Here is a 15,862-nt window from a genome sequence, read left to right on the forward strand (position 1 = left end):
GAATATTTGGCAAAATTTTGGTATACTGAAGAAATTAAACCGGGTTATTGCCGGTCAGGATTGGTGTTGAGGAAAAAATGCCCTCCATGAATTTTTTCATTATGTTGCTGGAATTGTTTGTCGTGGCGCTATTCATTTATTACGTCAGTGGGCGTTTAATGGGATCTAAAGTTAATTTCACTAAACGAATTCTTTCGGTCTTGTTGGGTGTGAGTTTGACTACATTTGTTTATTGGTACTCCTACTTGCGCTACACGGATTTTTTAAGCGAAAACATTGTGTTCGCCGTTCTGGACGCCAGTTCGCTTATCTGGATTGGCAGCATGCTGCTTATTTCGATGCTGTTTTACTTGTTTTTTGAACTCTTCGACCCCATTGAACTCGGGGAACGGGGAGAACGCATCACTGGCCAGAAGTTTATTTACCACCGGCTGCGTCATCGGTGGCGACGCCAAAAACGCCTGAGCCAGGTGCTGGAAATTGCTGTTCGAAACGGCTTTTCACGGACCATCCGGTATGCCCGCCATCGGGAAAGCAACCGGGATTTTGCCATTGCGTTTCGCGACACGCTGGAACAAAGCGGCGGGATCTTTATCAAGTTCGGGCAAGTGTTGTCAACGCGCACAGAGCTGTTTTCTCCGGTTTTTATCGAAGAATTGGAAACCTTGCAGCAGGATGTCAAACCGCTGTCCAGTGAGCAAGTAACGGCGATTTTAAAGAACTCGTTATCGGCGAGCGTTGAAGATGTTTTTTCGGAATTTGATATGGAACCTTTGGCTGCCGGTTCGATTGGCCAGGTGCACCGGGCCGTTTTAAGAAAAACCCAGGAAGACGTTGTCATTAAATTGCTGCGGCCTGAAGTCAAAGGCATTATGCGCAATGATTTGGATATTTTGGTCGAATTTGCTGACTGGGTAGCCAGCAAATCGAAGTGGGCTGAAAATATTGGATTCCGCGAACTGGCGGTTGGTTTTGCAAATGGCTTGCGGGAAGAAATCAATTTTGAAATCGAAACCCGCAACACCATCCAAATTGCGAATGCCTTAAAGAAAAGCGATTATCCGGTTAAAATTCCACATGTGTACCGGGAATACAGCAACGACAACTTGATCGTTATGCAGTATTTTAAAGGGAAAAGTGTTTCCAGAGGACAAGCCGTGTTTGACCAGTTTGGTGTGGACCAAAAAGAATTCGGACGCACCGTCCTGTTTTCCTTTTTTGAACAAATGCTGTTTTCCGGTATTTTTCACGCCGATCCGCATCCTGGCAATATCTTTATCGACCAACAGGATGGAAAACCGATTCTGCTGGATTTTGGTGCTGTCGGACGGCTCGCCGCTCCACAACAGGACGGATTGAATTTGTTTATCATAGGGGTCCAGCAAAATGATGCAGAAGTCATTTGTGACGCCATTCATGTCTTGGTGGAAGACAGCAGCCAAATCGACCGCCAAAAACTTGAACAGGCAGTTGGCCAATTGCTGTTGAAGATTGCATACGTCGATAAAATTCAAACCGAAGAACTGATTCACGCGATGTTCGATATTGTCCGCGAGTTCGGCTTGGCGTTTTATCCTTCTGTCGGCATGGCACTTCGGTCCTTAATCAGCTTAGACAGTACGCTGCACACCATAGACCCCAAATTTGATATGTTTACAGAAGCCAAGGTCTTTGCGAAAAAGTACAAAACGGCTGTGCTAAAAAAACCGTTTACCGAACCGCGTGAAACAAAACAGCGTTTGGAAGAAGAACTGGCTTTGCTGATTCCGGAAATAATGAAATTGCCTAAACGCGCAGATCAATTGATCCAGCGCATCGAAGGCGGAAAAATCATTCTGCATCACGATGTCTTTTCCGATAAGCACAATGCCAACTTCGTTCTCCAGCTGTTCTCCCGATTCGTGCTGCTGATGTCCGGCATCACCTTTGGATTGGTGTCAGCAGGCTTACTGGCCATTGCCCAATTCATCAATACCGAATACGCCATCTATTTGAATACAGCCGCTTACACAGGCTTGTTCTTATGTGTCATCTTGCTGGTCAGGCTGTCCATCCAGGCGATACGCGATATGAAACGAAGCACCACCTAAAAAACTGCATCCTTTTCAGGGGTGCAGTTTTTTTATTGGTGATTCATACAGATTTACTTACTTGTTAATCTATAATTTACAAGAATGCGATAAATAGAAGGGTGAACACAATGCTGATAATGATGGAGACCAGCCATTGAAACTCTCCCTTTGTGCCCACCAGTTTGTTGACTACCAAACTGATGAGGAAAATAGCGACAAAGACCACTGCAAATAGTAAAAGAAAATACAGCATCAATAGGTTCTCATCCTTTCATCAGGGCTCCCTGTAAAAAATTCCTGCACTCCAAATCTACAAAGATGAAACAGCAGCTCCAAAAGCAACAAAGAAAACAAATAGGTAAAGAATTCCCATTTTCTTCATGCCAGTCTGGAGCTTTTCCACCCCAAAGGATAAGAAAGAAAGGGAAAGTAACCCAAACATTAATTGAGGCGAAAGGGCGAAGCGATCATTGAAAAGCCCCAGCAAAACAACCAGTAAAACCAACAATGCCAAACCGATATTGAATTTTCCTAACACGAGGAACCTCATCCTTTCTAGAATTTTACATAGTTTTACCTTATCATACTTTTAAACCCAGCTATAGTTGGGTTGTATATTACACTGAATGAAAAACCATTCCCATGTTGGTTAAGCTTAGTTCATTGACATATCGAACTTATTCGATATACAATGCGTCTATGGATAATTTAAATGAGTTGGATGTATTTAAAGCTTTGTCGAATAAGACCCGTCTGGATATACTGAAATGGTTAAAAGAGCCTGAAAAGAACTTCCCAAAACAGCAAGCGCATTTGCCGAAGGAGGTAAGCATCGAAGGTGGCGTTTGTGTTGGGGATATACAGGACAAGGTCAATTTATCCCAATCCACGGTTTCGCATTACCTGTCACTTATGCAAAAGGCAGGGTTGCTAGAAGCTGTACGCTATGGCCAGTGGACGTATTACAGACGGAACGAAGAGACTTTGGCTAAAATTGCAGAATTCGTGAAACAGGAGATTTGATTCCGTTATGGGATCAAATCTCTGTGTACTTTCCATATCGATTATTCTAGATATATCAATATTTACAGATTCCTGACTGGTGTAAAAGGATGGGGAACATGCACAACAAATAAACTATGAAGTTGGAGTGAACTGTTTTATGGCTGCACGAGCGAAAGAAGATGTATTAAGCACCAAGCAAAAAGTATTGGCATTTACGTTAACCTTATTGACCTTTGTTATGGGAACGAGTGAATTTGTCATCGTTGGATTGTTGACAGAAGTTTCAAGTGATCTAAATATCACCTTGGCTACTGCCGGAACGTTAATATCGGGATTTGCCATCGCATATGCAATCGGCACACCGTTGTTGACCGCTTACGTCAGCCGGTTTCCCAAATACCCGTTAATGCTCTTATTCATTTCCATCTTTATTGTGGGCAACGTCATCAGTGCGTTGTCAGGATCATATGAACTGTTGATCGTATCGCGCATCATCACGGCAGTCGTCAGCGGTGTGCTGATTGCCATCTCGATGAGCATTGCAAGCGACACGATGCCTGAAGCTAAAAAAGCATCCGTGATTGCCTTGGTGTTTGCCGGATTTACGATTGCCAATGTCTTGGGCGTGCCTTTAGGGACATTTATTGGACAGCTGGGGAACTGGCAGCTGACGTTTTGGTTTACCGCGCTATTGGGTGTCATCAGTTTAGCCATTAGCATCTTTATTATTCCGAAGCACTTGCCGGTCGAAAAAGCCTCTGCGAAAGAACAATTAAAACTATTAACCAATCCGAGGATGGTGTTGGCATTCTTTATTCCAACATTCGCTATTGCGGGGACTTACACGGTTTATACGTATATCACTCCGATTTTAGAAGAAGGACTCGGAGTTCCAACCCGCTACATCAGCATCATTCTGTTGGCTTATGGTGCGTTTTCCATCCTCAGCAATGTCTTGGCAGGGAAGATTGCCAGCCATAACGGCATCAGCAAGCTGCGGTTTGTGTTTATCGCGCAGGCCATCATCCTAGGTTCGCTGTTCTTTACGATGCAATCGACCATTGCCGGACTCATCAGCATCATGCTGATGGCCGTCATGATCTACGTCATGAACGCAACCATCCAGCTGTACTTGATGAACTTGGCAGCTGTGTATTTTCCTGCAGCGAAAGATTTCGCATCATCATTGACGCCAGTCGCTGTTAACATTGGCATTGCGCTTGGTGCAACACTTGGCGGATATGTAGTCGCAAACGCCAGTTTGGTTCACTTGTCGTGGGTCGGCGGACTGTGTGCGCTGATTGCATCGGGACTGGCATTTATCAGCTACCGGTTGGATCAAAAAGAAGAAACCGTAAAAAAACCCGCATACCAAGGTTCGGGATTATAAGGCAAATTGACACTCAGCATAGTGCTGGGTGTTTTTTTGTTATAAAGATGGTAAGTGAAGCTGATTTACTGTTCTAAAGTAATTTGAGGGAATTTTTGCTGCTGATGTCGATGGGCATGCTTAGCATAGCATCAGCGATACAAAGAACAACAGCAATTTAAGCGAAAAAGTAAATCATGAATAGAAATGGCAACTAGATTAAAAATTGCTAAGTAAGAACATGAATAAGATTTCAAAGTTTGGATGGAATGATTATTATGGATACGGATTATGCAGAAAGAAATTGCTGCGGACTACAAAGATGTGCGACAAGTTTTAAATTAAATTTACAGGTGAATGAATAAAGAATGAGGTTAGGCGCAGCATTTATTTAGGTTGGTTGCTAAATGTGTTTAGGAGATCAGAGCAAGAGGAGAGTTGGTGGAACTTGGCTACTTTCTTTGAATTTCTATTTAAGTTTACATAATATAAATTATCGGAAGTAGTGTTTCGTTCATTAAGTATACTCATGACAGTGAGACGAAACGGATTTTTTGTCTATTTTGGGCATATTTTGCGCGTTTTATCTTTGTGTGTGTTTAGCTGCATTGTTATCTTTTTCAAGCATTTTCTACATGGATCTGTTACTGAAGAATTTTTAGAGCGACAAAAATTCTTCAGTAATTTAGAATCGTCAGATCCAATATGCTAATTTCTATGAATTTCAACTGAACTGAGAATTTCTATGGAGAATTTGCTTAACGGCTTTATTTTTTCGGCTAAACTACATCACCAGCAAATTCCACCGGTGTCCGTCCAAATCCGCAAATCCTGCGCCATACAATCCTTCAACTTCTGCAGGTTCGCCAAAAACAAATCCACCTGCTTGTTTTACCTTGCCAATGATCTCCTCAAGTTCTTCTCTGGTGCCCACAGATATCGAAAATAACGCTTCTGTCGACTGCTCGGTATCTGTCACCGCATTTCGTGTAAATCTCTCGAACCGCTCATCTTGAACCAGCATCACGTGCACCTGATGATCGCCTACGACCATTCCCACCATTTGGTTATTTTCTGCACCTCCGTCCATAATTTTTACACCAATGTCCTGAAAAAACGTCGTTGCTTTTCCTAAGTCCTTAACTGGCAAGTTGATCCATAATTCTTTCATAATGTTTCACCTCCTTATGCGTTCCTACCATTAAATTTTAGTCCAATTATCAGAATATTCATAGCAAAACTCTCCAATTAGAGCTAAAGCTTTGTTGTTTTAGCAGAAACTAAGGGAAATTATTAATTCTTGTTAAAAAAATTCTTATTATCTAAGATATACCGATATTATACAGATTTACTTATTGATTCTTGATAATATTAAAGGAAAACAGAAATGAGCGATCTCTTTGCCTACATTCCCGGATACAGTAGCTTATCCCCTTCTTTTTCAGCGCACCCATTCTTTTATCGTTCCAAAAGGACAAGCGCAGCATCAACCGCTCCACCGCCACCCTGAAACAGTGGAATTGCATTTGATAACGGAAGGAACAATCGAATGCCAAATTGATAACAACCTTCACCTAGTCAAAGCTGGGAGCATTTTGCTTATCCAGCCAGGCAGCTGGCATGAACTGAAATACCCTGCAGCATCGCAGCAAAGCGGATATGGTTTGTCTTTTATGCGGACCCCTTCGGCAATGTCCTTGCCTGAAAACGGCTTCCCAGTGGTTATCCCAATCAGCCATCCGGCCCAGCTGGAAGCTTTGTTTGTTCAATTGCAAACAGAAACCGCGCAGCTTTATGAAGATGGCACTCGTGTTGCCCAACACGTCATTGCCCTGCTATTGGCATTGGTAAATCGCTCGTTGCCAAGTTGCAAACCGGTCTCGCGTTCACCTGCTGATCTGATTTTGGAAGTGCAGCACTTCATGGAAGAAAACCATTGCCGCTCCCTGTTGCTAGAAGATCTTGCCGCTAAGTTCAACATGGACAAGTACCAGTTGGCGCGTCTTTTTAAACAGCAAACCGGCACCAGTCCGCTTCAATATCTTATCGCGTGCCGCATCGGCACAGCAAAACACTTATTGGGCTCATCAAAAACCCCAGTATCTGTTATTGCACACACCATAGGCTACAAAAGCGTGACGCAGTTCCAAGCAGCGTTTAAACATGCAGTCGGCATAACACCCAGGGAGTACCGAATGAGAGTTCCAAACTAATCGGTGCTTTTTAGGAATTATTTTTAATTTGTTAAATAAAAATAAAATTGGCATTAGTTTGAAAAATACTCTATCATCATAGATAGAGAGCCGATTCTTATGACGAACGACGAGTATTTGCACTATTGAATTGCTAGGAGGTCCTAATCGTGGAAAACGAAAAAAATAGTTTTAAAACCTCCACTAACAAGAGCCTGCCCATCTCGACAAGTCTGCTCTATGAAGAATTATTTGACGGCATGGTCCACAACGCTCCCGTCAGCATGTACATATTAAATGGATGGACGTATTCGTATGTCAATCAGCATTTTTGTGAGTTGATGGGCTATAGCGAAGCAGAGATGCTCAGTGGGCGCGTCACCCCCGGCACCTTGATTCACCCGGATGATTTGGCTGTTATCCAAGCACGAATTTTATCTGACTACGCCGTCCAGGATACCTATGCACGTTACCGCGTCCGGGTGTACAGAAGCGACGGGCAGCTGCGCCACGTTGAAATCCATTCGAACAAAAAAGAACGGGAAGGCAAAAACATTCTGTTCGGGACGGTAATAGACGTTACCGCAGAAGTCACCGCGAATTTGCGGTTAAAAGAAAACGAAGAGCGGCTGAATTCCCTGTTCACGTTCAATCCAGATGCCGTTTTCACGTTTGACACTGAAGGGAATTTTACTGCCGCCAATCCCGGATGTGAAACATTGTCCGGCTATTCCATTGCAGAAATTCTCCAATTGACCTTTGCGCCTTTTATTGTTCCAGAAGATCTGCCGACCGCACACCTGCATTTTGGCAACGCGTTAAACGGCATCGCCAATACCTATGAAATCACCATCGTCCGTAAAGACGGTGAAAAGCGCCATCTTTTGGTAACCAATTTCCCGATGAAAGCGGGCGGAAGCATCATCGGCGCTTATGGCATTGCCAAAGACATCACCGATAAAGTCAACTACAAAAAGCTGATTGAAGAATTGGTCTTTATTGATCCCTTGACCCGTTTGCCAAACCGCAAATTATTTGAAGAGCGGTTAAAAGAGGTCCTTGCACAGACCAAAGAGAAAAAACGTCCGACTGCCGTACTGTCGTTAAACCTGGATCGTTTTAAATTCATCAATGATTCATTTGGCCACCAGTTTGGCGATGAGTTTCTGAAGGACATTGCCCACCGGCTTTTGAACACCGTCGAACAAGACGATACCGTGGGACGGTTTGCAGGAGATGAATTTGCGGTGTTGGTGTCAAACCGGGACCAGCAAGACGTTTTTGAATTGGCGGAACAGCTCCATCACTCACTGGCCAAACCATTTGAAACGCAGGGCCATGTGGTAACCATCTCGGCGAGCATCGGCATCGCCTTTAGCACAGGAACAGAAGAAGCCATGGATGCCCTGATCAAAAAAGCGGACGCTGCCATGTACTACACCAAAAAACACAAAACCAATCCATACACGGTGTATTCCGAAGAACTGGACCAGCAATCGGCGGACCGCCTGACAATTGAAAGAGAATTAAAGTCAGCGCTGACCAAGCAAGAAATGGTGCTGCATTATCAACCCATCACGGATTTGAAGACCCGTCAGTTGAGTGCCATGGAAGCGCTGATCCGCTGGAATCATCCGGAACTGGGCTTGGTGCCGCCGGACCGCTTTATTCCCATTTCTGAAGAAACCGGACAAATCGTTTCGATCGGCCGCTGGGTCCTGCATACCGCATGTACGCAAAACAAAGCGTGGCAAGACCAAGGCCATCCGCCGATTAAAATTTGCGTGAACATCTCTACCATCCAACTGCAGCAGCCCAATTTTGTCCAAACCGTTAAGGCGATTTTGCAAGAAACCGGACTGGCTGCCAAGTGGCTGGAACTGGAAGTAACCGAAAGTATTTTATTGGTGGACACGGACCTGCTTAAATGCAGTTTGCAACGCTTAAAAGACTTGGGCGTTTCCATGTCCATTGATGATTTCGGCACCGGTTACACCTCTCTTAGTTATTTGCGGCAATTTTCATTTGACCGCGTCAAGATTGACCGCAGTTTTATCGAAGACATCAGCAAAAACCGAAACGGCAAAGCCATCACAGCAACCGTTATTTCACTTGCGCATCAGCTGAACATGACCGTTGTGGCAGAAGGCATTGAAGACCATATCCAATTGGAGTTTCTGCAAGCGAATCACTGCGATGAAGGCCAAGGTTATTACTTTGGCCGGCCATTGCCTGCAGAACTGCATGATTTGTCTATCCGCTTTACAACATGATGATAAAAAGAGGCGACCGAATTTATTCGGTCGCCTCTTCCTTATATGTTTTTAAGAAGGCGGTGCACTGTCTTCCACATAGGCATCAATAACGACCGGTTTCCGGCTAAGCTTGGCTTTTGCCAATGCGTCTTTCAGCTCACTGCGGGTTTTTGCCGTATAGCCTTCCCCGCCGCAAGCATGCGCAAATGCCGCAAAGTCGATATTGGCCAGATCGGTTTCAGTTGCTTTGTTGCCCATTTCTTCTTGTTCGTGTTCAATCAATTGGATTTTCTGGTTGTTGAACACCACCAGGATCATCGGCAAGTCGTATTTGACCGCCGTGACAAAGTCCTGCATGCCCATGGAAAAGCCGCCGTCACCGAGGAGCGACACCACTTGCTTGTCTGGATACGCCAGTTTTCCGGCAATTGCACCCGGCAAACCACACCCCATGGTGCCAAGCCATGCCGATACGACGAGTTGCTGCTGAGTCAGCTGCAAGTAACGCGCCGCCCATAAGGTCACGCTGCCGACATCGAGTGAGACAACCGCATCCCGCTCCAAAATGGCCTGCACTTCTGCAATGACGTGTTGCGGCTGCAATCGCTCGGTTTCTTTTGCCATGTCGCGCTGCAAGGTGTCGTGCCACGCTTTGCGTTTTTCCTGGTATTTCAACAAGAAGTCGTCTTCTTTGTCATTTAGGTGCGCCGTTAGCCATGCAGCAGCTGGCGCGAGTTCTCCGACCAAACCGACCAGCACCGGATAATACTTGCCGATGGCTTTCGGATCGATATCGATTTGAATGGCGGGCACGTCATCCGGCAAATACTCGCGGTAGGGAAACGCAGTCCCCGCCAAAATCAACAGGTCTGCTTCTTTCATCGCCTGTTCTGCCGGATCGGTGCCAAGTTGCCCCAATTGCCCCAGGTTCTGCGGGTGGTCATCGGGAATCAGTCCTTTTGACGGAAACGAGGCCACGAGCGGCGCTTTTAATTTTTCGGCAAATGCCAGCACCTGTGCCACACCGCCTGCTGCGCCTTTTCCAGCTAAGACGACCGGTTTTTTCGCCGCCTGCAGCAATTTCAAAGCCGCCTGCAAGTCTTCCTCACCAGCCCGGATATTCGGTCTGGCGTAAGCCGGAGATGTCAACGCCTTGTCACGCTTAATCTTCACTCCAAACAAATCATCAGAGACAATGAGCACTGCGGGGCCGGATTCGGCATAGGCCGTCCGGATCGCCTGATTCAGCATATCCGGCAGCTGCTCCGCTTTTTGCACACGCCGGTTGTAGACTGTGGCTTCTTCAAACAATGACTCCATTTTTAATTCTTGAAAACTGTCCGTGCCGACCAACTCGCTGCTGACCTGGCCAACAATGGCGAGCATGGGCGTTTTGTCTTTTTTGGCGTCGTACAAGCCGTTTTGCAAATGAATGGCCCCCGGTCCTGCAATGGAAAGGCAAACGCCAATGTTGCCGGTCAATTTGGAATAAGCGGACGCTGCGAGCGCACCGGTTTCTTCGTGGCGGATTTGGATAAACCGGATGTCGTCTTCTTTACGTAGTTCTTCCATCAATTCATTGATGGAGTCTCCGGGCATTCCGTAAATGTGGTCGATGTTCCACGCTTTCAACAATTCGACCACGTGGCTTCCTGCTGTCTGTTCAAACATTTGGACATTCCCCGCTTTCTAAAGTTTCGTACTGGCCTTATCTCTAGCTCATACCTCCCGCTCGGTGGAGTTAAACGTGCGGCCATGAAAAAGAGCTCCGCTCAGACGTCTTCGCCGTAGCGGAGCTCTTCAGTTTACTTGGCTCAGCTTTTGTCATCGGAGGTACATGTTTCCGGCAGGTAATCCGGATGTGCGTAGATGTGCTTGAATTTCCCGCTCTTCGGATGAACGTGCGGCAATCGGTCAGACAAGAACACATCCACCTGCAGGCCGTGATCACGGAAAAACGACTGCAGCACTCTTTTAGCGGCGGCAAATGCTGCTTCCCGGTCTGGTGCCTGCAAGCGCAGCTCCAGTTTGTCTTCGCTGTGCTGAATCAGTTGGAACCGCTCAATTGGGGCACTTTCCGCAATCAGCGACTGAAGCGACAGCGGGGCGACTTTCACACCGCCTGCAAAGCGCAGAATGTCATCGGTACGTCCCTCGAGTTCGATCCACCGGGTTGCTCTGCCGCAAGGACACGGATTGCTGTGGATCGTCGCACGGTCTGTCACCACATAGCGGATGAATGGCTGCGTGTAATTAAACAGATTGGTGATCAACAGCTGTTCTGCGGGAAATCCGTCTGGAATCGGCTGAAAATCAATATCGACGGCTTCGACAATCAACCAGTCTTCATTGAGGTGATAGCGTCCTTCCAAACATTCACACGCCATGGTTCCGGCTTCTGTACAAGCATACGTGGATTGCACAGTGCAGCCGAATGCTTGCTGGAGTTTCCGTCGCAGTTCCGCACTCAAGTGCTCCCCACCGGCCATAATCAGCACCGGTGTGATTTGCAGCGAGCCGTTTTGCTGATAAGGCAACAGCAGTTCTAAGGCAGTCGGGTAGCCGCCAAGCAGCACCGGTTGAAAGTCGTTCAAATGTTGGACAATGCTGTCGGTGTCTTGCCGGACATCGACAATGATTTGGTTTTTTCTCCACGGCATGCGCCGCTGGTTCCAGCGCACCGTGCCATTGCCCAAGTAAAAGCCGCCATCCACAAACAAGCCGGCCGTGCGTTTGCCGTTTTTCAAGAAAGTCAGCAAGTCCGCGCGCCGGGCCACGCCCCGCAACACGACGATGGCCGATACGACGTTCATCGTGGTTTTGTCATACAGCACAATGGCTGGATGCCCCGTGGAACCGGAAGTTGTATTAACCAAGTAGCGCCCCTCTATCTTCCGGCCGATGTTGTCGGTGTTTTCCATAAAGTGCTCAATGTCTTGTTTTGTGAGGGACGGATCGGTAACCCAATCGTCAAAATGATTCATCAGCTCATGCTTTTCGGTGACTGGCAAGTCCTTTTTTTCGGTGACTGGCAAGTCCTTTAAGCGCACCGCTTTGTTCAGGTGACTCAGCCGCTTTTCGAAATAAGGACTGTTTTTTTGGGCGTATCCGACTAACTGTGCGAGGCGCTCTTGCTGCAGTTCGGTTAGTTGCTGCCGCGTGAATGACTGCGAACGGTAAGTCATACGCAAAGCGCGAAAAAGCCCGATGCCTTTCATACAGATTTCTCCTTTCTACAAACAAGTGGTGAGGTTATTCAATGGTTTTGGCTTCGTTTGACGCTCATCAAAGCACCGGCAGCAACAATGCCGATCATGACGGACCAAAAGATGACGTTCCATAAAAGCGAGTGCGGAAAGTCATGCGGCAGCACGCCAATTTTTTCATGCGACAGGGTCAAAACAGCCAGTTTTACACCGACCCAACCCACCAAAACAAACGCGGCGGTTTCGAGCTGGGGATAATGTTCCAACAAAAGAACAAACTTATGAGCCGCAAAGCGCATCAAAACTACCCCAATCAAGCCACCGGCAATCATGACCGAAAACTGCCCACCGTTAATGCCGCCAATGGTAAAGTCTCCCCAATGCGGCAGTGTCAGTGCCAAGGCGACCGCCGCGAGCATCGAGTCCACCGCAAAAGCGATGTCGGCAACTTCGATTTTTAGCACCGTCAGCCAGAAACCGGATTGTTTGCGCGGTTGATGACCCGATTGCTTTTGGTGATTGTTCTGATCCCGCAGATTCTTGCCAGCAATAAACAGCAAGTACAGAGCACCGAGGGCTTGAATTTGCCAGATGTTCACCAGCAAGGTAATCGCAAAAAGAGCCAAAAACCGAAACAAGAACGCCACCGATAACCCGTAAAACAATGCTTTTTTCTGCTGCGGTTTTGGCAAATGCTTCACCATCACTGCCATTACCACGGCGTTGTCCGCGGCAAGCAGACCTTCCAATCCGACCAGCACCAACAGAATCCAGGCATATTGCAACACTAGAACTTCCATGGCTCCTCTCCTCCTTTTCATCAAACAAAAAAGACCCCTGCCTAACTGATTAGGCAAAGGTCTCGCTGAGCATGTAATCTGCCATCACAACCGATGATGACGCATCATCATGTCCTGACGATTGTGAAAGAGGTGTTCCTCCAGCTACTCCCCCTTGGCTGAGGGCAATCCATTCAGTTTGCACAGTACCAAACAACTGTATCTCACTTCACGGGCTGAAAAATTACTGCATCCACTGAATTCTTTAATTAGTTTATACCACCATTGGGTTTCTTGTTAAACCCCAAAAACAAGTTATTTTTAATGAAAAAAAGAGCGGAAGATTGCGCCTCCAGCTCTTATTTGATAGCAAAACGGATACTTATGTTTTACTGCATAACCCCATTCAGTTAGTCAGCGATTTTTTTGTTGTGTCCGGTCAGGCTGAAAAAGGCGATGGTGCCAAGGACGGATGTGCCGAATAGGATAGCCCCCATGGGAACTGCCGATGTTTCGTTAATGCCGACAAGTGGAGAGACCATCGCGCCAATGACCAAAGGCAGCATACCGACCACCGCACTGGCACTACCCGCACGGTGCCCTTGTCCGCGCATGGCCAATGTAAACGAACTGGTGAAAATCATCCCGATGGCGATCATGTAGATGAAAATCGACGTGACGAGAGAAGCGAGCGGCCCTTCGATGATCGTCAGAACCAACAATACCGATGTTGCACTGACCGCAACAATCACGGCTCCCTGCAGCAGGTGGTGTTCAGAAACAAGGCCGCCAAATTTGCCGATGATGAAGCTGCCGAGAATCATGGCCAGGCCATTGATGCCAAACAATACACTGAAAGTTTGCGGCGACACCCCGTAAATGTCCTGGTAAACAAAAGGCGTTCCGGCAACGTAGGCAAAGCTGCCCCCATGGATCAGCCCGACAACCAGCGCATAGCCGATAAACGGACGTTCCTTGAAGAGACTGCCCATTGTCCGGACCGAATGGCCAATCGAACTTGGCACACGCTGTTCCGGGGGCAAGGTTTCCGGCAACCGGAACATCACAACCACTACCATGATGAGTCCAAGCAAGCCCAGAAAATAAAAAATCGTTTCCCAGCCTGCAAACGGCAAAGCCAGGATGCCACCCCCTGCAATCGGAGCGGCCATGGGAGCCACTGCGTTGATGACCATCAGCAAGGCAAAGAATTTGGTCATTTCCCGTCCTGTAAACACATCACTGACAATGGCTCTTGAAATCACGACACCGCCAGAAGCGGTAAAGCCTTGAAGAAATCGGGCCGCAATCAATGTTTCAATATTCGGGGCGACAGCGCAAAGAACCGATGCCAGGGCAAACAAGATAACCGAAACAATTAAAGGTTTGCGCCGACCCATGGCATCACTGACAGATCCTACCACAATTTGCCCGGCAGCGAGGCCGATGAGACATGCCGTCAAGCTGAGCTGGACGAGCGACACATGCGCATCCAGCTCGTCTGCGATGGATGGAAAAGCCGGCAAGTACATATCGATGTTCAGCGGCGCCAAGACTCCCAGCATGCTGAGGATCAAGGCCAAGCCGAGCCGTTTTTTTCCTTTGGGGTTCTGCAACATAGTAAGAAAACACCTTTCACTTCTAAATAAATCCTTACTCACTATACAGCACTTGTGCGATGTCTGTCAGCTCTCTTTACAAAAGAAGAAGATTTCGTGTGTCAAGCAGATCCCAGGCTTTTAAAGAAGAAGGCATTTAATTCATTGGGTGACTTGGAAGCACTTTGTACCAAACCTCAACTTGCTGCTCGGTTTCAATTACCATGTTTTTTTCCAAGTGGATTTCACGTTCTTGCAGATGTTCAAAAAAGCGGACCCCTTTGCCAAGCAGCACAGGGGCAAAAGCAATCTGCAATTCATCAGCCAAATTGGCCTGAAGCAATTGCTGGCAAACATTGGCGCCTAACACCAACACATCTTTGCCGTTCGCCGCAATTTTTGCTTGCCGGATCGCCTCTTCGATGCCATCTGTGACAAAGGTGATCGTCAATTGATCATTTTCTTTTGGATGCTTAGCCGGCGGTGTATGCGTCAATACAAATAACGGCACTTGAAATTCGTAGTGATCGGCATAGCCATCCGTATCTTCAGCCATCTCAAAACTGTTGCGCCCCATGACCACAGCACCTGTATTTTCATCCGCTTTTTGAGTCGCCGCGTGCGGCTTGTAGCTTTCGTACAACGTATCGATTTTCCCTTTGCGATCGTTAACAAATCCATCAAGTGAAACAATCATGCCAAAATATACTTTTGCCATAGCAATCTCTCCTCATTGATTTTTTTGGATAAAGGTCCGCACGGCATTTGAATCGTCTTGGTTTTTGGAAATCACGACAAGCTCGTCGCTGTCGACGGTGAGCAAGTAGCGATCATTGTAAAAGGCAATAAAAGACGGCGCTTTCCCACGCGCAATTGATTTAATGTAGGCCAGAACTTCGCTTGCGGCGATATCTTGTATCGTTACGCATCTAATTTGGACAGTGTCATCTTTTTTGTGTACAACATCCTCGCGCCAATTCTGAATACGGATGGTGTGGTGCAAGGATTGCTTTTCAAAGCTGCGAAAGTTCTTGTTAGTCCCGTTGGCATAGGATTTTAAAAAAGTAAGATCGATTTGGCCATGATCGGCAAACAAAAACAAGATGAAAGATTTCTGGAAAAAAGTCCTTCCTTTTAATTTACTTAAAGGAAGAACACAGCGCAGTGTGGAATCCACTTGAAAATATGGGCTTTGTTCATCCGAAAACAGTATGGTAAATTGTTGCTCCATTCTCTCCATTTATCGTTCTCCATTCTTAGTGCAAAAATAGTAACACTCAGACGTCTTTTTTCATCGCTTTAAAGCTCTTTTGGGTATTCTAGTTAATACTATTCGGTGAGTAGTTGTTTTGTTCCTCTTTTGTCTTACGAGTAAGTTGGCAATTT

At 46.6% G+C, this 15,862-nt stretch carries 14 protein-coding genes; 5 read left to right on the forward strand and 9 right to left on the reverse strand.

All coding sequences use genetic code 11. The features are described 5' to 3' along the window. The first annotated feature begins 86 nt into the window (after positions 1–86). Positions 87–2,090, forward strand: a complete 2,004-nt coding sequence (locus AC4EG4_RS06045; RefSeq protein WP_490987236.1) for an ABC1 kinase family protein — start codon at positions 87–89, stop codon at positions 2,088–2,090. Between the two features lie 76 nt (positions 2,091–2,166). On the opposite strand, the gene AC4EG4_RS06050 is transcribed toward AC4EG4_RS06045, so the two are convergent. Continuing rightward, positions 2,167–2,328, reverse strand: a complete 162-nt coding sequence (locus AC4EG4_RS06050) for a hypothetical protein (protein ID WP_490987237.1) — start codon at positions 2,326–2,328, stop codon at positions 2,167–2,169. A gap of 54 nt (positions 2,329–2,382) precedes the next feature. Next, positions 2,383–2,610 (reverse strand): hypothetical protein, encoded by a 228-nt coding sequence (locus AC4EG4_RS06055; protein ID WP_490978408.1) that lies wholly within the window; start codon positions 2,608–2,610, stop codon positions 2,383–2,385. Between the two features lie 161 nt (positions 2,611–2,771). Between AC4EG4_RS06055 and AC4EG4_RS06060 the strand changes: the two genes are divergently transcribed. Beyond that, positions 2,772–3,095, forward strand: coding sequence for an ArsR/SmtB family transcription factor (locus AC4EG4_RS06060; protein WP_203339970.1), 324 nt, complete (start codon positions 2,772–2,774; stop codon positions 3,093–3,095). Positions 3,096–3,234: 139 nt separating this feature from the next. Beyond that, positions 3,235–4,467: an MFS transporter gene (locus tag AC4EG4_RS06065; RefSeq protein ID WP_490987238.1), complete on the forward strand. Its 1,233-nt coding sequence runs from the start codon at positions 3,235–3,237 to the stop codon at positions 4,465–4,467. 763 nt (positions 4,468–5,230) lie between these two features. Here the strand turns inward: AC4EG4_RS06065 and AC4EG4_RS06070 are convergent. Then, positions 5,231–5,617: a VOC family protein gene (locus tag AC4EG4_RS06070; RefSeq protein ID WP_490987239.1), complete on the reverse strand. Its 387-nt coding sequence runs from the start codon at positions 5,615–5,617 to the stop codon at positions 5,231–5,233. A 229-nt stretch (positions 5,618–5,846) separates the two neighbouring features. Between AC4EG4_RS06070 and AC4EG4_RS06075 the strand changes: the two genes are divergently transcribed. Further along, positions 5,847–6,659: a helix-turn-helix domain-containing protein gene (locus AC4EG4_RS06075; RefSeq protein WP_490987240.1), complete on the forward strand. Its 813-nt coding sequence runs from the start codon at positions 5,847–5,849 to the stop codon at positions 6,657–6,659. Positions 6,660–6,808: 149 nt separating this feature from the next. Next, positions 6,809–8,911 carry a putative bifunctional diguanylate cyclase/phosphodiesterase gene (locus AC4EG4_RS06080; protein WP_490987241.1) on the forward strand — a complete coding sequence of 701 codons (2,103 nt, stop codon included), beginning with the start codon at positions 6,809–6,811 and terminating at the stop codon, positions 8,909–8,911. Positions 8,912–8,962: 51 nt separating this feature from the next. On the opposite strand, the gene AC4EG4_RS06085 is transcribed toward AC4EG4_RS06080, so the two are convergent. From AC4EG4_RS06085 to AC4EG4_RS06110, 6 genes are all read right to left on the reverse strand, one after another. Then, positions 8,963–10,564: a pyruvate oxidase gene (locus tag AC4EG4_RS06085; protein WP_490987242.1), complete on the reverse strand. Its 1,602-nt coding sequence runs from the start codon at positions 10,562–10,564 to the stop codon at positions 8,963–8,965. A gap of 143 nt (positions 10,565–10,707) precedes the next feature. Continuing rightward, the gene (locus AC4EG4_RS06090) at positions 10,708–12,111 is read right to left on the reverse strand and encodes a phenylacetate--CoA ligase family protein (RefSeq protein ID WP_490987243.1); all 1,404 of its coding nucleotides are present in this window, start codon (positions 12,109–12,111) and stop codon (positions 10,708–10,710) included. Between the two features lie 38 nt (positions 12,112–12,149). Then, positions 12,150–12,899: a TerC family protein gene (locus AC4EG4_RS06095; RefSeq protein WP_490987244.1), complete on the reverse strand. Its 750-nt coding sequence runs from the start codon at positions 12,897–12,899 to the stop codon at positions 12,150–12,152. Positions 12,900–13,288: 389 nt separating this feature from the next. Next, positions 13,289–14,497, reverse strand: a complete 1,209-nt coding sequence (locus AC4EG4_RS06100; RefSeq protein ID WP_490987245.1) for a Bcr/CflA family efflux MFS transporter — start codon at positions 14,495–14,497, stop codon at positions 13,289–13,291. 136 nt (positions 14,498–14,633) lie between these two features. Continuing rightward, positions 14,634–15,194 (reverse strand): dihydrofolate reductase family protein, encoded by a 561-nt coding sequence (locus AC4EG4_RS06105; RefSeq protein ID WP_490987246.1) that lies wholly within the window; start codon positions 15,192–15,194, stop codon positions 14,634–14,636. A 12-nt stretch (positions 15,195–15,206) separates the two neighbouring features. Then, positions 15,207–15,716: a hypothetical protein gene (locus AC4EG4_RS06110; protein ID WP_490978418.1), complete on the reverse strand. Its 510-nt coding sequence runs from the start codon at positions 15,714–15,716 to the stop codon at positions 15,207–15,209. Between the last annotated feature and the right edge of the window lie 146 nt (positions 15,717–15,862).

The organism is Planococcus sp. TJ-201, assembly GCF_058268495.1.